A 21054-nucleotide genomic window follows, 5' to 3' on the forward strand; every position below is an offset into this window, starting at 1 on the left:
AAGGGTGAAGAGGGGGGCTATTGGCAGGCGGCCATCAGGCGATAAACGATCTGGGCGGCGGTGAAATCCCAGGCGGCATTGCCGTCGGGGGCAAGTTCAACCACGTCAAAGCCTATGCATTTGCGCCCCTTCAGGGCGTGTTCGACCAGATGCAGCGCTTGGTAATAGCCCAGACCGCCGGGGACAGGGGTTCCGGTGGCGGGCATCAAGCTGGGGTCAAGGCCATCGACATCAAAGCTGACATAGACCAGCTCGGGAAAGTCATCGGGCAGCTCGACGGCGTGGGTGTTGTGGGTCACCAGTTCCTCGGCGTCTTTGAAGAACACGCCGTTTTTGGTGCGGCTGTCGACCTCTTGCTGACACAAGGCGCGGACGCCGAATTGGGCCAGTTTGATCCCGTCTTCGACCAGCAGATGCATGACGCTGGCGTGAGAGTGTTTTTCGTCTTGATAGGCCACGCGCAGGTCGGCGTGGGCATCGATTTGCACGATCCCGATGGGTTGGCCGAGCGCGCGGGCAACGCCACTGACGGCGCCGTAAGACAGGGAATGCTCGCCACCCAGAGTTACCGGCACTTTGCCTGCGTGGATCGCGGCCTCGGTACGCTTGGCCAGCCGTTCCATCACCTCGGGCAGGGGGCCGTCACAGTCGAGCGGATCTTCGGTGAAGATGCCGTTGGCGCAAGGTTCCGCCGTGCCCACGATGCGCTCGAGTTCGTTGCTGGCCTCAACGATCGCGGCTGGGCCGTTTGCGGTGCCTGACCCATACGACACCGTGCGTTCCAGCGGCACAGGGATCACGCGGAAGCGAGCGCTGTCTGTGCGTTCCGCGTCTGTCAGTTCACTGTCGAGGAAAATGCTCATGAGAGTCGGTCCTTGAAGTCGTCATAGCCGAACTGTTTGATGATTTTCAAATCGTCTGTTTCGCTGTTCCAAAGTGCGATGGTGGGTAGGGGTACACCGTTGAATGTGTTGGTTTTGACCATCGAATAATGTGCCTGATCGAGGAAGGCAAAGCGTTGGCCGATCTCAAGAGGATTAGTCCAAGTATAGTCCCCGATCACATCGCCCGCGAGGCAAGACGGCCCGCCTAAGCGGTAAGTGGTGCCGGTCTCTGGCTCACCCATCAAGGCAGGGCGATAGGGTGCTTCGATAACGTCGGGCATGTGGCACGTGGCCGAAATGTCGGTGATCGCCAGGTTCATGCCATTCATCGGCAGATCAAGGATTTCGCCGACTAGGATGCCCGCATCCAGCGCCACCGCTTCACCGGGTTCAAGGTAGACCTCAACACCGTGCTTCCGGCGGATGCCTTGGATAAAGCTGATCAGAGCATCTCGGTCGTAATCGTCTCGGGTGATGTGGTGCCCGCCGCCAAAGTTCAGCCATTTGAGCTGACCCAGATAGGGCGCAAGTTTTGGTTCCACAGCAGTCCACGTGCGTTGCAATGGTTCAAACCCCTGCTCGCACAGTGTGTGCATGTGCACCCCGTCCACACCGTTCAAAACTTCGAATGAGAGCTGGCTGGCCGGGGTGCCCAAACGCGAACAAGGCGCACAGGGGTCGTATTTGGGGATTTCACCCTCAGAGTGTTCCGGGTTGATGCGCAGACCGACTTGCACGCCCGCAGACTGGGCCTTGGCGAGGAAGCGGTTTTTTTGCGCGGGGCTGTTGAAGATGATGTGATCGGACAGAGTCAGGATCTCGTTGATGTCCTGATCCTTGTAACCAGCACAGAAGGTTGCGACTTCGCCGCCGTATTCTTCGCGACCCAGACGCGCCTCGAAGATGCCGGACGCGCAGGTGCCACCCACGTGCTGACGTATCAGAGGGGCAAGGGCAAACATGGAAAACGCCTTGAGGGCCGACAAGATATGGGCGCCAGAGCGCTCGGCCACTTCGGACAGGATACTTAGGTTTTGTTCCACTGCTTTTTCATCGACGACGAAGCAAGGGGAAGGAACGCGGCTGAGATCTAAGTCGCGAAAAGCGCCGGCGTCGCCGGCCTGTGTTGCCATCATATCGGACATATCCAACGTCTCCGTGAAAGGGAGAAGCCGGGGGCGCTGCCCCCGGACCCCCGGGATATTTTGGCAAGAAGAAAAGGTGGACTGCTCGCCAAGCTGTACTGGCGATTAAAACTCGACCGGGCTGTCCAATTCGTGGACTTGCCAAGGCAAACCGTGCTCGTTGAGCATGTCCATGAAGTTGTCGGGATCCAGCTGCTCCATGTTCCACACACCAGGTTCGACCCAGTTGCCTTTCAGCACCTGTGCCGCGCCAATCATGGCCGGAACGCCGGTGGTGTAGGACACAGCTTGCGAGCCGACCTCGGCATAACATTCTTCGTGGTCGCAGATGTTGTAGATGTAGTAGGTCTTTTCCCCCGAGCCATCTTTGGCCTGACCTGTCGCAATGTCACCGATGCAGGCCTTGCCCTTGGTTTCCGCGCCCAGATCGCCGGGATCGGGCAGCAGGGTTTTCAGGAACTGGATCGGGATGATTTCCTGACCGTCATGCATCACCGGGTCGATGCGGGTCATGCCTACGTTTTCCAGCACTTTGGCATGCATGATGTAAGCATCGCCAAAGGTCATCCAGAAACGCGCGCGCTCGATCTCGGGGAAGTGGGTTGTCAGGCTCTCCAGCTCCTCGTGATACATCTGGTACATGTTTTTCTGCCCAATGGCGGGGAAGTCGTATTCGACCTTGGTCGTCATCGCCGGGCTGGTGTGCCATGCGCCATTTTCCCAATGACGCACCTCGGCGAGTACCTCGCGCAGGTTGATCTCGGGGTTGAAGTTGGTGGCAAACTCCTGATCGTTGGAACCGCCATTGGCGTCCAGAATGTCGATCTGGCGGATAGCGTCCAGTTTATGTTTCTTCAGCCATGTGGCGAAGACCGATGTCACACCCGGATCAAAACCCGAACCCAGAATGGCGGTCAGACCGGCCTCTTTGAACTTGTCCTGATAAGCCCACTGCCAGTGGTATTCGAACTTGGCCACGTCCTCGGGCTCGTAATTCGCGGTGTCCAGATAGTGACAGCCAGCTTCCAGGCAGGCGTCCATCAGCACGAGATCCTGATAGGGCAGCGCCAGATTGACCAACAGCTCGGCCCCGGTTTCCTTGATCAGCGCAACGGTATCGGCCACCTTGTAGGCGTCCAGTTCCGCGGTCTTGATGTCAACGCCCACGCGCTCTTTGACAGCGGCAGCAATCGCGTCGCATTTCGACTTGGTTCGGCTGGCCAGCGTAATCTCGGTAAAGATGTCGCTGTTCATCGCCATTTTGTGCACTGCGGCGTGGGATACGCCCCCTGCACCGACAACCAGTGTCTTACCCATGCGCAAATCTCCTCTGGATGGGGGTTATTCGTAGTAAGTATAGCCGTTGATGCTGTCGCGATAAGCACCAATGATCAGCTTGCGTTCGCTGGCTTTCAGCGTACCGGCGGAAATCGCGCCGTCAACGAGCTTGCGGAAGGCGGCGACGCAATCGGTTGGGTCGAATTCCACATACGACATGACCTGGCTGATCGTATCACCCTCTTGTTCATGCAACAGGTCGAACCCGCCGTCCACGCGCAAGTCGATGGTGACGACGTTGGTGTCACCGAACAGATTGTGCAGATCGCCAAGCGTTTCCTGATAGGCGCCCACAAAGAAGACACCCAGGTGATAGGGGTCATCCTCGGGCAGGGAATGCACGGGCAATGATGGCGAAACGCCATCGGCCAGGATGAACTTGTCGACCTTGCCGTCGCTGTCGCAGGTGATATCGGACAGAACCGCGCGGCGATCCGGCGTCTGGTTCAACATCTGCAAGGGCACGATCGGGTGCAGCTGGTCAATCGCCCAGACGTCAGGCAACGATTGGAACAGGGAAAAGTTGCAATGATAGATGTCGGCCAGCTTTTCCAGCTGGTCGTCCACGTCCGTCTCGCCCTCTTGGGCTGCGACCACTGCCTTAATGCGGGCCATCAGGTTCAGATAGATGCGTTCGCCTCGGGCCATCTGGCGCAGATCGATGTAGCCGCGCCGGAACAAGGCACGCAGTTCGTTGCGGTAAAAGGTGGCGTCGTTCCAGCATTCCTGCAGTCGTTCCGCTTTCAGATAGCTAGCCACCGCCGCCAGATCGGAAATCAGGTGGTTGTCATCGGGGTCGACGTCTGGCGCGTTTGGCGCGTCATACAGCGTGCTTTCGAGCACATTGAACACCAGCATGGACGAGGTCGCCACAACCGCCCGCCCGCTTTCAGTAACGATGGTGGGATGGGCCGCTTCGGCCTCGTCCATGGCATAGCTGACGGTTTCGACCACATTGGCGCAGTATTCTTCGACCGTGTAGTTGATCGAGTTTTCGGCCGCCTTTTTCTCGCCGGTGTAATCCACACCCATGCCACCGCCCAGGTCCAGGTGGGTCAGGGGCACGCCCTGACCAGTCAGTTCGGTGTAGTACCGGCAGGCCTCTCCCACAGCGCGGCGCACGTCATTGACGTCCTGCACTTGGCTGCCCAGATGCGAATGCTGCAGCTTGAGGCAATGGAGCAGCCCGGCCCCTTGCAGCTTGTCCACCACGGCCACCAGCTGGTCGGTGTTCATGCCAAAGGCGGAGCGGTCGCCCGAGCTTTCTTCCCATTTGCCGCTGATCTGATTGGTCAGCTTCACCCGCACGCCCAGCAAGGGCTCGATCCCGAGCTCATTGTAGACTGCGATCACGGTGTCGGCCTCTTTCGGGCTTTCCAGCACGATCACGGTGTTGAACCCCAGCTTGCGCGACAGGATCGCCAACTGGATGAACTCGGCATCCTTGACGCCGTTACAGACAATCAGCGCCTCTTTGGCCAAACGATGCGCTAGCGCGATCACCAGTTCGGGTTTGGACCCAGCCTCTAGCCCGTAGTTGTATTTGTGGCCGAATTCGACAATCCGCTCGATGACCTGCGCTTGCTGGTTCACCTTGATCGGAAAGACGCCGCGATAGGCACCCTGATAGCCAGTGCGCGCAATGGCGTTTGCAAAGCTCTCGTTGATGTGTGCGATCTCGTGTTCAAGATACGAACTGACCCGCAACACCATCGGCGATTTGATCCCGCGTTCGTCCAGATCGCTTAAGATACCCGGCAGGCTGACGGCGGGGGCCTTTGGGGCCAGCGGGTTTCGCAAGCCGATATCCCCCTCGTCGGTCACCACAATCAGGCCCTTGCCCCATTTGTTTACGCCGTAGACCATGTGCGGTTCGTCGAGAGGTTGTTTCAATCAAAGACACCCATTCAGCAGGAGTTTCGTCAAAGGTGGACGCCCTTTAGGCGAGGTGCGCGATTCGTCCAAGTTAAAACTTTCGGCTTATCTAGTAACTTGCGCTTACCTGGCTTGATGGATCAACCAATTGCAGATCTCCGCGATGCCTTCGACCTGTTGACCTGAGGTGCGGCGCACCAGGTAGTACGCGCGGTTTTCGCTGAGCACGGCGTCAAAGAGTTGGATCAGGCTGCCGCTTTCCAATTCGGAATTGATCAAGGGAACCCATCCCATGACCACACCTTGCCCTGCAATTGCGGCCTGCAAAACCACATTGGTGTCTTCGATGACCGGGCCGCGCAAGTCGCTGGTATTTACGTCCGTGGCGGTAAACCATGCCGACCACCCAAGGGTATCGCGTTGATGAATAAGGGGGAACGACAACAGGTCTTCGGGGGTATCTGGTTTGCCAAGTCGTTCGACCAGCGCGGGGCTGGCAACAGGCGCCGTCAGGACATTTACGAGTGGATCGGCGATCATTTCCGGAAACACGCCGTCCCCCCAGGTGATGAAGATGTCGGCATCCACGTTTTGCGGCGACACCAGCAGCGGGGTTTGAACCAACTCCAGATCGACCTGCGGGAATTGCTCGTGAAAGGCAGCGAACCGGGGCAACAGCCAACGGGTGGCAAAACTAGGTCCCATGGCCATGCGGATCTTGGTCTTGCCGGGGTTTTGCGCCACTGCCTCGACCGATGCTTCGATCAGTCGAAACGCTTTGCCCAATCCATCGGCCAGACGCATGCCCTCATCCGTCAGGTGCACGGCGCGGATTTCGCGAGTGAACAGCTGCACGTTCAGTTGCGCCTCGAGTCCGCGAATGTGATGGCTGATTGCCGTGGGGGACACATTGATTGCCTCTGCCGCAGCGCGAAAGCTGCCGAACCGGGCGGCGGCCTCGAACGCGCGTAACGCTGGCAGAGAGGGGAGGCTGGTCATACCGTGAATAAATGAGTTTTCCTCACCCATGGCAAGAGAAACATGTTTTTGTACAGAAAATGCGGGGCCTTTAACCTTTGAACCTTAAAGGGAAGAGGAGGCAGGCTCTATGGCGCAAAGACCGCGACGTCGCGGGCGCACAGCCCGGATCGAAGCCGAAGGCGAGACCGAGGTTGAGGCTCCTCCGGTTTGGCCGGGCGTGCAAGGTGGCGCGTTCCAACCGCTCAGCGTGCACGACATCGCCCAGGTGGATGAAGCAGTTCTGTCGCTTTTGGAAAATTTGGGACTCAGCCAGGCGACGCCGTCGATGATCGACAAGGTCTGCGCGGCGGGCGGGAGCTTTACTGATGACGACCGATTGCTCTTTCCGCGAACCCTTGTGCGCCGGACGATTACCGAGGCGCGCCGTGATGTGGTGTTGTGTGGACAGGAACCGGCTTACGACCTGAATCTATCCGGTACCCGCGTTCACATGAGCTCCGGCGGGGGCGCGCCGGGTGTCTTTGACATAGAGGATGGGCGTTATCGCGATGGCACTGTGCGTGATCTCTATGACGCTGCGCGGATTTGTGACGCGATGGAGAACATCCACCATTTCAGCCGTTCCATCGTGGCACGCGACATCGAAGACACCGCCGAGATGGATCTGAATACGGCCTATGCCTGCCTGATGGGGACATCGAAACATGTCTCGGTTTCAGTTTCCGAGCCCGAGAATGTCGCGCAGCTGGCCGAGCTTTGCTACACCATCGCGGGCAACGAGGCGGCCTTTCGCGCGCGGCCTTTCCTGACCGTGATGGTCTGTCATGTGGTGCCTCCCATGCGCTTTGCCGAAGAGGCGATTGATACGCTAGAGGCAGCGATCCTTGCAGGCTTCCCTGTGCAATTGATCTCGGCCGGACAGGCCGGGGCCACCAGTCCGGCCACTATTGCTGGATCGCTGGTTCAGGCGGTGGCCGAGACTTTGGCGGGGCTGGTCTTTGCCCGCTTGGTCGATCCAAACGTGGCCACGATTTTTGCCCCAAAACCCCTTGTGGCAGACCTGCGCACCGGTTCGATGTGTGCGGGAGGGGGGGAACAAGCAATTTTGATGGCGGCGGCGGCTCAGATGGGGCGGTACTATGACCTGCCCACGTCGTCCATCGCCGGGATCACCGATTCCAAGACGTTGGATGCGCAGTTTGGCAGCGAAAAGAACCTCGCCGTCGCCTCGGCCGCGCACGCAGGATCAAACCTGATCACCCAGGCTTGCGGGATGCAGGCCAGCCTGCTTGGCGTCTCGCTAGAGGCTTACGTGGCGGACAACGACATGCTGGGCAACATTCTGCGCACAGTTCGTGGGGTCGAGGTGACACCAGAGAACATCGGTGCGGACGTCATTGCCGAGGTTTGTCGTGGGGAAGGTCACTACTTGGGCCATCGCCACACGTTTTCGCGGATGAAATCGGATTACTTTTATCCCCATCTTGGCGACCGGCGGACACCGCGCGAGTGGGAAGAGGATGGAGCACGCGCCATCGGGGACGTCGCCCGAGACAAGGCCCGAACCCTAATGGCTGAACATTTTCCGCAGCACATCCCGGATCAACTGGATCGTAAGCTGCGTACACGGTTCAACATCCGCCTCAGTCGGGCACAGATTGGGCGTTCGGAATGACGCATCTGGCTGATCTGATCGCGGCGAGAGCGGACGAGCTGGCGGGTGTTGAGTGCGTGAATGTCAGAAAACTGCTGTCGCAAGTCGGGCGTGATGTGATGCAGGCGGCACCGGAACCTGTTGCAGAATCCATTCTGCAGCAGGGTGGAAAATCCTCGGTCGTTATCTGGCCCGACGCGGATCTGGACGTGTCCGCTGACGGTATCGGGCGCGAAAAAGGGCTGTCGGGGCTGCGCGCCTATCTGGCGGAAAAATCCAACGTGCTCAACCATGGGGAGCAACCATGACCACCAACGCAAGCCTTACTGAGCGCGCCCGCCGTGTCATGCCCGGCGGTGTCAGCCACGAACTGCGCTATCGCTCGCCCCATCCAAGCTATATCGCGCGGGCGGCAGGGGCAGAGAAATGGGACATCGAAGGCAAGCGGTACATCGATTTCAAGCTGGGGGCGGCGAGCCAACTTTTGGGGAATTCCTGCCCTCAGGTGATGGAAGCAGTGGCCGCGCAGCTGACCAAAACGCCTTACACCGGCGATTGCCACGAACTCGAGATCGAATGGGCCGAATGGATTCAGCGCCTACTGCCTTCGGCTGATCTGGTGCGGTTCACCGGCTCGGGCACGGAAAGCACGATGTTGGCCTTGCGGCTGGGACGGGCGTATTCCGGGCGCGACAAAGTGCTGCGGATCGACGGTCATTTCCACGGCTGGCACGACATGCTCCTGAAAGGGGCCAAGCCGGGCTTTGCGGGCGCGCCGTCTTTGGGCGTGCCGCAGGCGGTTATCGATCTGACTGTGGTTGCACTGCCGTCATTGGACGCGGTGGCAAACCTGCTGACGGATGACCAGATCGGCACGATCTTTGTCGAAGCATCAGGCGCAAACTATGGCTCGGTTCCGCTGCCGGATGGGTTTTTGCAGGGCATCCGCGAGCTGGCCACGAAAACCGGCAAGGTGCTGATCTTTGACGAGGTGATCACCGGCTTTCGCTGGTCCCCCGGAGGGCGACAGGCGCGCGATGGCGTCGTGCCGGACCTGACCACATTGGCCAAGGTCGTAACCGGCGGTCTGCCGGGCGGCGCGATCTGCGGCAGGGCGGACATCATGGACCTGCTCGACCCAGGCAAGCCGCGCGAGGGGCTCGCTCCGTCAGTCAGCCACAAGGGCACGTTCAATGCCGCTCCACTGGTGGCGGCAGGCGCAATTGCGGCGATGAAACTGCTCTCGACCGGCAAGGTTCAGGCCCAAGCCGACGCCATGGCCGCGCGGTTGCGAGATGGGATCAACCGCTGCTTTGAGACCCGCCAGATCAGCGCGCTGGCATATGGCGACAGCTCGACCTGCCACCTCTATTTCGGCGGGCGCAGCATCGATGGGTTGAGCGCGGCTGAAATCCGCACCGTGCCCGCGCCGCTGGTGAACGGGCTGCGCGACGGGTTGCTCGAACGGGGAGTTGACTTCATGTCCTTCACCTCTTGCGTGACCTCCTGTGCCCACACGCCTGCGTTGATCGACGAGGCAATTGATATCTTTGACGAAACTCTGGCCGACCTGGTCATGAACCGAGTGATCGCGGCATGAGCACGCTTCCCTCTCACGCTCGCACTGTTGTCATTGGTGGCGGTGTTGTTGGCTGTTCTATCGCCTACCATTTGGCACGCGAGGGGCGGCAGGACATTGTGGTTCTTGAACGTTCGAAATTGACCTCTGGCACGACTTGGCATGCCGCCGGTTTGGTGCGTCGGTTGCGCCCCTCGGCGACGCTGACCAAGCTGATCAACTACTCGATCGACCTGTACGGCGAGCTGGAACGCGAAACCGGGCAAGCCACAGGCTGGATTCAGACCGGATCGCTGACGTTGGCCACCAATCCCGACCGGTTGACCAACATCAAACGCCAGGTTTCGCTTGGCCGCGCCTTTGGGCTAGAGGCTGACGTGGTCGATGCAACCCGCGCCAAAGAGCTGTGGCCGTTGATCGAAACGGACGACGTAATCGGCGCGGTCTGGTCGCCTGCGGATGGGCGGGTGAACCCCTCGGACGTGGCGCTGGCGCTGTCCAAAGGCGCTCGGGCGCGCGGGGTTCAGATCTTCGAAGATACCCGCGTTACAGGGCTGCAAAAGAAAAGCGGGCGCATTTCCGGGGTCGAAGTGGGCGATCATGTGGTTGAGGCTGATGAGGTGGTGATTGCCTGCGGGCTTTGGTCTCGCGAAGTGGCCGCAATGGCAGGCGCGCGCATGCCGCTTTACGCTTGCGAACATTTCTACATCCTGACCAAACCGTTGCCCGAGGTTCGGGCGCTTGGCAAAGGCGCACATCTGCCAACGCTGAACGATCAGGACGCGTTCCTGTATGCCCGCGACGATGTCGAAGGGCTTTTGGTGGGCTGCTTTGAACCCCATGCCAAGGGATTATCGCTGGACAAACTGCCCGCCGATTTCTCGTTCGACCTGCTGGATGAGGATTGGGATCACTTCATGCCGATGATGGAAAACGCCCTGCGCCGCATTCCGGCGCTGGAACAGGCCGAGGTGCGGATGCTGCTGAACGGACCCGAGAGTTTTACTCTCGATAGCCAGTTCATGCTGGGTGAAAGTCCTGATGTGCCGGGGCTGTTCCTGATGGGCGGCATGAACTCCACTGGCATTGCGCTTGCCGGCGGGGCTGGCAAAGCGATGGCGGAATGGATCATCGCAGGAGAGCCGACGATGGAGCTGAACGAAGCTGATATCCGTCGTTTTTCGCCTGAAATGAACGTGCTCGGTGCATTGGAAGCCCGCATCCCCGAGGTTTTGGGCCGCCACTACGACAACCCTTATCCGGGCCGTTCGATGGAAACGGCGCGCGGGCAACGCCGATCACCGATCCATGCAGCTTTGGCGGCGGCTGGCGCTCGGTTCGAGGCGCGTGGTGGCTGGGAACGGGCGGTGCATTTCGGTGGCGAAGCTGCACATCTTCCGCTTACCTTTGGCGTGCCAGCCTGGCGTGAACAGGTGGAGCTTGAGGTCGAGGCTTGCCGTACCGGCGCAGCAATTCTGGACCAAAGTGCGTTTGGTAAGATCATGGTGCAGGGACCGGATGCTTGTGCTTTTCTTAACCGCCTGTGCGCAGCACAGATGGACATCGCGGTGGGGCGGATCGCGTACACTCAGATATTGAATGCCAAGGGGGGCGTTGAAAGCGACCTGACTGTGCAGCGCCACGGTCGGGACAGCTACTTTATGATCGTGGGTGCGGGCGAGGTTGTACGTGACCTCAAACGAATGCGCGAAACGCGCGGCGAGTTTCAGGTCGAGTTCACTGATGTCACCAGCGGTTATGCAATCCTCGGGTTAGCCGGGGCACGGGCACACGAGGTTTTGCAAGCCACCAGCAATTTGCCAGTGCCCACCCTGAAACGTTTCAACTTTGCACCGGTCGAGATTGGGCTGGCGCAGGCCTGGGCTGGGCAGCTGAGTTTCACCGGCGAACAGGGGTATGAGCTTTACATCCCCTCCGACATGGCCATGACAGCTTATGAGGCGTTGATTGCCGCCGGAGCATCCCATGCGGGTCTTTATGCCAGTGGTTCGTTGCGGATAGAAAGCGGGTTTCGCGCCTTTGGGCATGAGCTGTCGCCGGGCACCATTCCGCAAGAGGCTGGGCTTGGCACGTTCTGCGCCTTTGGCACGGGCTTTGTTGGCGAAGAGGCTTTGCGGGATCACCGGCCCAAACGCAGGATTGTGTCGCTGTTGTTTGATGATCCACAGGCGATACCAATCCATGACGAACCGGTCTATTTCAATGGCAAGGTTGCAGGACAAGTGACATCTGCTGCGTGGAGCTATCGGTTTGATCGGTCTGTCGCGCTGGCGATGATCGAAAATCCCACCGCTGAGCTGCTGCGGGGCGAAATTGTTCCCGGCTTAGAGGTGGAAATCGCCTGTACGCGCTACGCGGCGCGCGCATCCCTCAAACCCGCCAAAGAGGCGTTCCAATGACCGACACCCTGCGCACCACCCGCGTCGCCATCATCGGCGGCGGCATCATGGGCGTCGCGGCCCAGTTTCAGCTCGCTGAAAACGGATGGACCGATACGATCCTGTTTGAGAAGGCGGAATTGACGAGCGGCTCAACCTGGCACGCCGCAGGACAGATCGCCCACGCTGTCGGAAGCCGCATTGCGGGGTGGATCAACAAGACGTCGGTTGCGACCTACAAACAGGTCGAGCAGGAAACGGGGCAGAGCATCGGCTGGCATGAGGTCGGGGGCTTTCGCATCGCCACCACGAACGATGAAGTGGACTGGATGAAGTCCATCATGGGGGTCGGCAAATTGCTTGATCTGCCGATGGAACTGGTGGGGCCGGACGAGGTCGCCAAAGGCAACCCATTCTACAAGGTCGATGACGTCAAGGCCGCGATCCAAACGTTTAAGGATGGGCACATCGACCCCTCGGGCGTGACTATGGCGCTGGCCGCCGCGGCCCGCGCTCGTGGGGCCAAGATTGAGCGCCGCAACCGCGTGATCGGGGCCAGCCGCAAGGGTGACATGTGGTTGCTGCGCACCGAAAAGGGCGATGTGCTGGCTGAACATGTGGTGATCGCCGCCGGATCTTATGCCAATCAGGTGGGCGAATGGTTTGGGTTGAAGATCCCGAGCGTTTCCTGCCTGCATCACTATCTGGTCACTGACACCGTGTCGGAATTCCTGGACCGTCCAGAACTGCCTGTCATGCGCGACAACGCTTTTGGCGGTTACATCCGGCAAGAACAGAAATCGGGCCTGATCGGGATTTATGAGGGGCATGTTTGTCCCACAGTTTGGGAAATGCCCCATGGCGCGCCCTGGGCGGTCGAGAATGAGCTGTTCGAGGCAGATTACGACTCGATTGGTGATTTCTTGATGGTCGCCTTTGACAAGATGCCGATCCTGGCTGAACTGGGTATCAAGCGTGTGGTGCGCGGGGCAATCACTCACACTCCAGATGGGGGCATGCTGGTTGGTCCAAGTGGCGCGCCGAATGTCTGGCTGTCTTGTGGCTCGTCCATCGGTCTTGCCTGGGGCGGTGGCGCGGGCAAAGTGCTGGCAGATTGGATGGTGCATGGTGCGACCGAGATCAACACGCGGTCGATGGACCCGCGTCGCTATGGAGATTTCAGCACCGATCACTATATCGTCGAACGCACCAAGGACGAATTCATGCGCCGCCACGACACGCCTTGTCCGGGTAAGCAATTTCATTCGTTGCGGCCGTTGAACAAGCACCCGCTCTATGTCCGTCTTGCCGCCAAGGGCGCGGTCTTTGGCGAGGTTTCAGGCTGGGAACGCCCGCGCTACTTCGGCGCGGTGGGCGAGATCGAACAGATCGGCTGGGAGCACCAGAGCTGGCACGCAAACGCCATGGCCGAAGCCAAGGCGACGCGCGCGGCAGCGGGGGTCATCGACCTGTGCGCCTTTGCCCAATTCGAAATCACCGGGCGAGACGCCGGCAAACTGTTGGATCGCCTGTCCGCCAACCGCATCCCGGCCAAGGACGGTTCCATTGGCCTGTGTCACCTGCTGACCGAGCAAGGCCGGTTCGAGACGGAAATTACCATCTGGCGCATCGCCGAGGGGCGCTATTTCACCGGCTCTCCCATTGCCCGTGCCACCCCCGATTTTGCCTGGATGCAGTCCCATGTCCTGCCGGGTGAAGATGTCACTCTGATCAACCGCACCAACGACTGGGGGATGCTGGCGCTTTCGGGTCCGTCCTCTCGCACGATTTTGGCGCAGGGCACGGATGCGGAGCTGTCCAATGCTGCTTTCCGGTGGCTATCCGGTCAGGAAATCGAGGTCTTTGGTGTGCCATGTTACGCTCTGCGCGTGGCCTTTACCGGCGAACTGGGATGGGAATTGCACATGCCACTGGACCGCATCGCCGAGGTTTATGACAAGCTGCATGAGGTGGGCGCGACGCATGGTCTGGTCGATCTGGGCGGCTATGCATTCAACGGGTTGCGTATGGAAAAAGCCTATCGCGCGTCTGGCGAGCTGACCACGGATATCGGCATGTTCGACGTTGACCTGGATCGGTTCTTTCGGGGCGAAGGGCGCGATTTCATCGGCAAGAAGGCGGCGCTGGCGGCCAAGGATCATGTCGGCTGGGAGTTGCTCTACTGCGAGGTTCACAGCGAGCACATCGACGTGCATGGCGGCGAGGTTGTGTTGCTCGATGGTGCGCCGGTTGGGCTGACCACGTCGGGTGGTTATGGTTACACCGTAGGCAAGAGCCTGGCCTTTGTTTTTGTCCGCAAGGGAACGCCGCACAAGGGGCTGAGTGTTTCGCTGCTCAATCAGGAACATCCCCTGACCGTGCTGGACGAGGCCGCGTTCGATCCAGAAAACCTGCGGCCGCGGCAGAATGCTTGATCCCATGACTGCACCCTTTAACTCCTCAGCGGCAAATGTGATCGCCTTGCGCCCGTCAGGGCCCCCGCAGGCCGCGCGCATGGTCGCTGAGCGGCTTTTTGAGGGTCGGTATGTTGGCGAAAACACGGGCGCGGTTTTCTATCGTCCCGGTGACACGCCTGCCATTGTGAGGACAGGCCAGACCACCGGAAGGCCACCCACATGACCGATATTGCCACTCTGAATGCCGTCGACATAGTCGATCAAATCCGCACCGGAGCCTTGACGGCCACCCAAGTTCTGGCCGCCCATCGTGATCGGGTCGAGGCGGTGAATGGCGCGGTGAATGCCTTTGTCACGCTTGATTGGGAGGCATCACAGGCCCGCGCGGCAGAGCTGGACTACATGGCGGCTCAGGGCCAATTTGCCGGTCCCTTGCACGGGGTGCCCGTTGCGATCAAGGATGTGTTCGAAACCAAAGGGCTGCGCACCACCTATGGCTCCAAATCATTTGAAACCCATGTGCCAGATGCCGACGCGCTGCATGTGAAACGGTTGCGCGACGCGGGCGCGGTGATCTTTGGCAAAACCAACACGCCTGAATTTGCCTTCTCTGGCCAAACATCAAATCCAGTTTCGGGCACCACCCGCAACCCGCACGATCCGACCAAAACGGTCGCGGGCAGTTCCGGTGGCGCGGCGGCGGCTTTGGCGGCTGGGATGGCACCGCTGGCAGATGGGTCGGATCTGGGCGGCTCAACCCGCACCCCGGGGGCGTGGTGTGGGGTTGTTGGGTATCGCCCAACATCTGGTTTGATCCCCTACGACCCGAACCCAACCCCCTTTGACGGGCTGTCCATCCCCGGTCCCATGGCGCGCAATGTAAGCGACCTCACCCTGATGCTTGAGGTGATGCTGGGTAACACCGCAAAGCAGCCCCTGGGATATTGGGCCGAACCGCCAAGCCTTGCCTCCTTGAACGCGCCTGTGCAGCCGCGCAAGCTAGCGCTGTCGCTGGCCCCCTTTGGCGCTTCGGTCGATCCCTCGATCCAAGCCGCAATCGCGTCGGTCGCGGACATCTGCCGATCGGGGGGATGGCAGATCGAAGAGGGCGCGCCTGACCTTGCTCCGCTCTTGCCGTTCGGCGGGCTGATCCGTGGGTTGTCGGCGCTTGGCTACCGCGATGCGATGCAGCCCGACATGGCGCTGGCCAGCCCCAGTTTTGCCAGAGCCTGCGCCGCGGGCGAAGGGCTGAGCCTGCAGGATTACATCGACTATCGCCGCGTCCGAACTCAGGTATGGCAGAACACGGTGCGGTTCTTTGACACCTATGATTTTGCGCTCTGGCCCACCACCACCGGCCTTGCATTTTCCGCCGACCAGCCAGATCACGACCTGCCCGAGGACTGGCGCAGCGTGACCCTGACCCCGGTCATGGAGCTACCGTCAATTTCCATCCCCTTCGGCACCTCAAGTGACGGGATGCCGGTCGGATTGCACATCACCGGGCCACGCGGGTCCGATGCCAAACTCTTGCGCTTTGCCAGGTGGATCGAGCGCACCGTTTCAGGAGACCTTAGATGACAAAAATCACCGGCGGCGAAGCGGCCTATCGTGTTCTCAAGGCCAACGGGATCGACACCGTGTTTGGCCTGTTGGGCGGCTCGATGCTCGAGCTTTATGACGCGATGTACAAGGATGGTGCGATTGCCTACGTGGGCGCGCGGGATGAGCGCGCGGCGGGGCACATGGCCGATGCTTGGGCGCGGATGACTGGTAAACCGGGTGTTGTGCTGGGGGCGCAGGCCGGGCCGGGTGTTGTGAACCTGGTGACGGCGGTGGCCGAAGCGCAGTTGGCTTATTCGCCGCTGGTGGTCATCGCGGGTGCCATCAGCCGCTGCGATCACGCCAAGGATACATTCCAAGAGGTCGATCAGGTTGCGCTCTTTGCGCCGATCAGCAAGCGTTCGGTCATGGTCAGTGACGCCGCGCGCCTGCCTGCAATGCTTGAGGATGCGATCCGCCTGGCAAACTCGGGTCGACGGGGGCCGGTGGTTCTGCATGTGCCGCGCGATCTTTTTGCCGAAGCGGTGCCTGCAAACGATCCGCAACCGGTGAATTTTGCCCGCCCGGGCCCTGCCGCGCCAGACGATGTTGCCGCCATCGCCGAGTTGCTGACCGGGGCCGAACGCCCGGTGATCTTTGCAGGCGGTGGCTTCAAATGGGGCAGAGGGCGCGACGCGTTGACCGCCTTGGCTGAACAACTGGAGGTGCCAGTTGTGGCCTCGACTGGCCATGCAGATGTTATGCGCCACGGCCATCCGTGGTTTGCCGGTCAGGCCGGGCCGCGCGGCAACTGGGTGGCCAGCCGCCTGACGAAAGAGGCGGATGTGATGCTGGTGTTGGGTGCACGGCTGGGGTTCAATTCGACCTTTCATTCCAACGACTACGTCGGGCTTCAGACGCGCATTGCCCATGTGGACATCGACGGATCTGCGGTGGGGCGCTACTTTCCGGCCGAGATCGCAGTGCAGGCGGACGCCCGTTTGACGGCCGAGGCGTTAGCTTCGACGGCCCGCAAACCGCAGACCCACGATTGGCGTGCGGCTTTCGCGGCAGACATGGCCAGCTTGCGGGCCGAAAGGGACGAAGAGGCGCAGATCGCGACCTTGCCCATACATCCGCGCCGCGCACTGGCCGAAATCCGCGCGGCCCTTCCCGAAGACGCCATCGTCACCCTGGACACTGGCAACACCTGCCTGCAGGCCGCTGACCGACTGGCGCATTACGAACCGCTTTCGCTGATCACGCCGCTGGACTTCGGGCTGGTGGGCTTTGGTCTGGCTGCTGCTATCGGCGCCAAGGCAGCCATGCCCGAACGACCAGTGGTGGCGGTGATGGGGGACGGGGCGATCGGGTACACGATGATCGAGATTCAGACCGCGATTCAGTACCAGCTGCCCATCGTGGTCGTCGTTCTGGATAACGAAGCATGGGGAGCCGAGAAGGCTTATCAGCAGGAGTTCTACGGCGGACGCTTGCTGGGGGCAGAGATACAATCGCCCCGGTTCGACAAGTTTGCCGAGCTTTGTGGTGGGCAGGGGATCTGGGTGAATGGCCCGGGCGAAGTCGGCCCCGCGCTGACCCGCGCCGTAGCCAGCAATCAGACCACCGTCATCCAGGGAAAGATAGACCCCAAAGCGCTGATGACTCTGCGAAAGGACCTGTTCAAAACGGTTGATCAAGATTGATTTGCCTGCGTATCGCGCAATCCTTTGTTGTCCTCCGCCAGCTTAGGTCGATAGATGTGTTGCACGCGTGCCGGGCGCGCTCGCGGTTTCGGCTTTTCGGACAGCCGCTTGCCCGGCCATGATGCTGTGACCTAAAGTAAGACGTAGTCTGAGGGGGCATCACGGCGTATGCGGGTTCGAAATGTTCTGATCGTGGGCGATTTTGCTGACGTCAACGGCGGGCAGGCCAAGGTTGCCATCGACAGCGCGCGTTTGCTGGCTGATGTAGGTGTGCAAGTGGTGTTTTTCGCTGCCTCTGGTGATCCGGATCCGCAACTGATCCATGACAATATCCGCACTGTTTGCCTCCACCAGTACACGTTGGCGTATAACCCTCGGCGACTGAATGCAATGACGACCGGACTCTGGAACCGAGCGGCTTTGCAGGCTCTCCGGCAAGAGGTTTCCAAGCTAGACCCGGCCAACTCGGTCATTCATTGCCACGGTTGGGCCAAGGCGCTGTCGCCCTCTGTTGGAAGGGTTCTGGCGTCTGGTCCGCTGTCTGCGCTTTATACGATGCACGAATACTTCCTGGCCTGTCCCAACGGTGGGTTCTACGATTATCGACGGCAAGAAATTTGCACGCGCACGCCCCTTTCGCCCTCTTGTCTTTCGGTGAACTGCGACGCCCGCCACGTCAGCCACAAAGTTTGGCGCGTGGCGCGTTCGGTGGTGGCACGTGGTCCTGGGCAGATCCCACGCGGCCTGACCGATGTGGCCTATATTTCGCAAACACAGCTTCGCGCCATGCGGCCCTCACTGCCCAAATCTGCGCGTTTGCACAGCCTGCCCAATCCGGTAGAGGCGGGCGGCCCTTTGGTCGAAGCGGTACAAAACAAAGCCTTTGTTTTTGTGGGGCGATTCTCGCCAGAAAAAGGCGCATTGCAATTTGCCAAAGCCGCTCAGTTGGCTGGGGTAGGCGCGGTGTTCGTGGGCGATGGCCCCGAGTCTGAGGCCATTCGCAAGGCCAACCCAGGTGCCCGGATCACAGGATGGCTTGATGCGGCGCAGGTTCAGGTTGAATTGGGACAGGCACGGGCGCTGGTCTTTCCCAGCCAATGGTACGAATGCCAGCCGCTTGTCCCGATCGAGGCACTGCTGCGCGGGGTACCCGTGGTCTGCGGCAGTTGGACTGCCGCCGCGGAAGTGGTCGAGAACGGCATCAATGGCATCGTCCATGATAGCCGAGACGTTGAAACTCTGGCAGACAGCCTGCGTCGGATACAGAAAATCGGGCGTTTTGACAGCAGCGTGTTGGCGTCCCAAGTGTCGCCCGAGCACCATCTGTCGCGGCTGATCGAAATATACGATGGGATGCTGGGATAATTCCGGCTCAGTTTCGCCAGGCACTCAGGTCCAACCCAAACTCGTCTTCGAGTGGGGCATATGAGGCTACAAATTCCTGCTTCAAACGCAGCAATTCCTCGGCATCAACATCCTTGGCAACAGGCCGCGTGTTGAAACGCCGATAGATCTTGCGCGCCAGATCATAGAGCCACCCTTTGGGCAATCGATCCCGGACAGCCATGTTCAACCCGTGCAGCGACCGATTAACCACCTCGTAGCTCTCGTTGCTGGTCTCAAATGAGAAATCGGCGTAAAACTTTGGGTCCAAGTCACACCATTGGGACAGGTCGATCATGAAGGTGCCAGGATCGCGTTTGAGGTCTTCGAACAAGCAGATTTTCATGCGCTCAGGCCCCAGCCGCGTGCGCCAACGGCGCAACCATGGTGCATAATCCGCGTTGATCAACGCATCGCGGGCCAATTCGTTGCCGCCAAAATCATGGTCCTGGGTACGGACGGCAATCAAATAGTCGGCAAAGCTCATTTCAACTGGGATATAGGACCAGGTATTGCGAAAAAACTGATAGGTTGACCGGATCTGCGCCGCCGGTTCACGTAGGATAAACAGGCATTTAGGTTTCGACGGCAAAGACGGGATCTGTTCCAATGCCCGAGTGCTGTAGATGTAGAGAGGTGTCGCTTCGAACAGAAGATTGGCATCTGCGTCGTTTCCCGCAAAAACGGTTCGATAGACGTCCAGACCTAGATCGCTGTTAAAGTCCGGTCGAAATGCGTGGCTATCGGGATCTGCAAAGAAGCAGGTTTCTTTCAGAGACGAGCCTTGGGCGTGCGGATGGGCATTCAGCCAATCAAAGACCGAAGTTGTGCCGGTCTTCGGCACACCTGCAATGATCAAGGATGGAAGCGCGCGCGTAGTCATTTGTTGAGCTTGGCCCCCAGTCCCGTAATCAACGCCCGCAGGTGCCTGGCCATCTCGTGGCTGAACCGTTCGATAGCAAAACGCTTTTCATAGAGCGCCCTAGCCTGCGGGCGCATCTTGTCCAGACCCTGACGATCAACCAAGGCTAACAGCTTGGCCAGTTCACCAACGTTCGGGGCGAAGGAATACCCTGTTGCACCCTCTTCAACCAGATGCTCCATCCAGCTTGTGCGTGCAACCAGAACTGGGGTGCCGTTGCGATAGGCCTCGGGTATCACCAGCGGCAGCCCCTCCCACCGTGACGGCACAACAAGTGCATCGGCTGAGCGATAGTAGGAGTCGATCTGTTCGGGCGCGATCCAGCCGTGATGCGTTACAGCCGTTGGTAGACTGGGTATCTGTCCGCCGCGCACAGGCTCGCCCACAAGGTGTAAGTGCAACGCTGGGTTTTCGACCTGAGCCAGCTGAAAGGCTTCCAGCAGGATGTCCAACCCTTTTTGCCGGTCGAACCGTCCAACAAACAGCAAATTGATGGCCTTGAGAGATCTGCGTCGAAAAATGTCGTCACGGGCATCCGGTGAGGGTTCCGCCACAGCATTTTCAACGACCACATGGTTTCCGCGATACCCGAAATCTTGCGCTGTTTGCGCGTCCGATTGGGACACATTCACAATTAGATCCGCTAGGCCGCAAAGGCGCCCCTCGACTTGGCGGATGATCTTCTTTTTCAACGTCTCTTTGTCATCTGATGAGGCGGCCCAGCAATGGGCACAGTACACGGCCGGAGACTTGTCGCCGATCACGCGCAGGATCAAAAGTGGAAACAGCGTAAAAGTGCTGTGGAAGAAATAGATATTGGGTTTAAGTCGCTGACGCTCGGCCATAAACCCGCTCAACAAACGCAGTATTGCAACCGGGCCTCGTCTTGAACGGGAAAAGGTAGTCGCTCGTGATGCGTCAGACAAAATGTCGATGTCCGAATCAGGAAGTAGAACATGGCAGGAAAAACCATGATTCGAGAGGGCGGACAAAGCGTCCTGATAACGACCTACACCCCCTTGGGCTGTTTCGCAGACATTAAAAATTGCAAGCGTTTCGGCTGACATAATAGTTGCTTCTGCCGATGCAGTCCCAACTGTAATGTCACGAGACCCCAGATCGGGATCAATTGCCGAATCATCCATTGTCGTTCCTTTTCAAACCCTTCTGTCAGTTCTGCTTAACGTGACAATTCTATTGTTTTCTCGGAAATTGTTGCCGCATTTTCA

General features: G+C 59.6%; 15 protein-coding genes. 8 read left to right on the forward strand and 7 right to left on the reverse strand.

The window, feature by feature from the left end; translation table 11 throughout:
- Window positions 1-17 precede the first annotated feature (17 nt).
- The 5 genes from speB to G6R15_RS03770 form a co-directional block, all read right to left on the reverse strand.
- Window positions 18-863 (reverse strand): agmatinase, encoded by an 846-nt coding sequence (gene speB / locus G6R15_RS03750; protein WP_164658436.1) that lies wholly within the window; start codon window positions 861-863, stop codon window positions 18-20.
- Window positions 860-2029 carry a carboxynorspermidine decarboxylase gene (gene nspC / locus G6R15_RS03755; protein WP_164658437.1) on the reverse strand — a complete coding sequence of 390 codons (1170 nt, stop codon included), beginning with the start codon at window positions 2027-2029 and terminating at the stop codon, window positions 860-862. The genes speB and nspC overlap by 4 nt, the downstream gene beginning before the upstream one ends.
- 105 nt (window positions 2030-2134) lie before the next feature.
- On the reverse strand, window positions 2135-3346 hold the full coding sequence (locus G6R15_RS03760; RefSeq protein WP_164658438.1) for a saccharopine dehydrogenase family protein: 1212 nt from the start codon (window positions 3344-3346) through the stop codon (window positions 2135-2137).
- Between the two features lie 24 nt (window positions 3347-3370).
- The gene (gene speA / locus G6R15_RS03765) at window positions 3371-5260 is read right to left on the reverse strand and encodes a biosynthetic arginine decarboxylase (protein WP_240336651.1); all 1890 of its coding nucleotides are present in this window, start codon (window positions 5258-5260) and stop codon (window positions 3371-3373) included.
- 105 nt (window positions 5261-5365) lie between these two features.
- The gene (locus G6R15_RS03770) at window positions 5366-6241 is read right to left on the reverse strand and encodes a LysR substrate-binding domain-containing protein (protein ID WP_164658439.1); all 876 of its coding nucleotides are present in this window, start codon (window positions 6239-6241) and stop codon (window positions 5366-5368) included.
- A 109-nt stretch (window positions 6242-6350) separates the two neighbouring features.
- On the opposite strand from G6R15_RS03770, the gene G6R15_RS03775 reads away from it, so the two are divergent.
- The 8 genes from G6R15_RS03775 to G6R15_RS03810 all read left to right on the forward strand — a co-directional run bounded on the left by G6R15_RS03775 (window position 6351) and on the right by G6R15_RS03810 (window position 18885).
- A complete protein-coding gene (locus G6R15_RS03775) occupies window positions 6351-7898 on the forward strand; it encodes a trimethylamine methyltransferase family protein (protein ID WP_164658440.1) in 1548 nt (515 codons plus the stop codon).
- Window positions 7895-8185, forward strand: a complete 291-nt coding sequence (locus tag G6R15_RS03780; protein WP_164658441.1) for an aldehyde dehydrogenase family protein — start codon at window positions 7895-7897, stop codon at window positions 8183-8185. The genes G6R15_RS03775 and G6R15_RS03780 overlap by 4 nt, the downstream gene beginning before the upstream one ends.
- Window positions 8182-9477, forward strand: coding sequence for an aspartate aminotransferase family protein (locus tag G6R15_RS03785; protein ID WP_164658442.1), 1296 nt, complete (start codon window positions 8182-8184; stop codon window positions 9475-9477). The genes G6R15_RS03780 and G6R15_RS03785 overlap by 4 nt, the downstream gene beginning before the upstream one ends.
- Window positions 9474-11876 carry an FAD-dependent oxidoreductase gene (locus G6R15_RS03790; RefSeq protein ID WP_164658443.1) on the forward strand — a complete coding sequence of 801 codons (2403 nt, stop codon included), beginning with the start codon at window positions 9474-9476 and terminating at the stop codon, window positions 11874-11876. Before G6R15_RS03785 ends, G6R15_RS03790 begins: the two co-directional genes overlap by 4 nt.
- Window positions 11873-14290, forward strand: a complete 2418-nt coding sequence (locus tag G6R15_RS03795; RefSeq protein ID WP_164658444.1) for an FAD-dependent oxidoreductase — start codon at window positions 11873-11875, stop codon at window positions 14288-14290. Before G6R15_RS03790 ends, G6R15_RS03795 begins: the two co-directional genes overlap by 4 nt.
- A 201-nt stretch (window positions 14291-14491) precedes the next feature.
- Window positions 14492-15853, forward strand: a complete 1362-nt coding sequence (locus G6R15_RS03800; RefSeq protein WP_164658445.1) for an amidase — start codon at window positions 14492-14494, stop codon at window positions 15851-15853.
- Window positions 15850-17520: a thiamine pyrophosphate-binding protein gene (locus tag G6R15_RS03805; protein WP_164658446.1), complete on the forward strand. Its 1671-nt coding sequence runs from the start codon at window positions 15850-15852 to the stop codon at window positions 17518-17520. Before G6R15_RS03800 ends, G6R15_RS03805 begins: the two co-directional genes overlap by 4 nt.
- Before the next feature lie 168 nt (window positions 17521-17688).
- The gene (locus G6R15_RS03810; RefSeq protein WP_164658447.1) at window positions 17689-18885 is read left to right on the forward strand and encodes a glycosyltransferase family 4 protein; all 1197 of its coding nucleotides are present in this window, start codon (window positions 17689-17691) and stop codon (window positions 18883-18885) included.
- A 7-nt stretch (window positions 18886-18892) separates the two neighbouring features.
- Here G6R15_RS03810 and G6R15_RS03815 read toward each other — a convergent pair whose 3' ends face one another.
- On the reverse strand, window positions 18893-19786 hold the full coding sequence (locus G6R15_RS03815; protein ID WP_164658448.1) for a sulfotransferase domain-containing protein: 894 nt from the start codon (window positions 19784-19786) through the stop codon (window positions 18893-18895).
- A complete protein-coding gene (locus G6R15_RS03820; RefSeq protein ID WP_164658449.1) occupies window positions 19783-20970 on the reverse strand; it encodes a glycosyltransferase family 4 protein in 1188 nt (395 codons plus the stop codon). The genes G6R15_RS03815 and G6R15_RS03820 overlap by 4 nt, the downstream gene beginning before the upstream one ends.
- Window positions 20971-21054: the final 84 nt, after the last annotated feature.

It is taken from the genome of Tropicibacter sp. Alg240-R139, assembly GCF_900537075.1.
Taxonomy (GTDB): domain Bacteria; phylum Pseudomonadota; class Alphaproteobacteria; order Rhodobacterales; family Rhodobacteraceae; genus Falsiruegeria.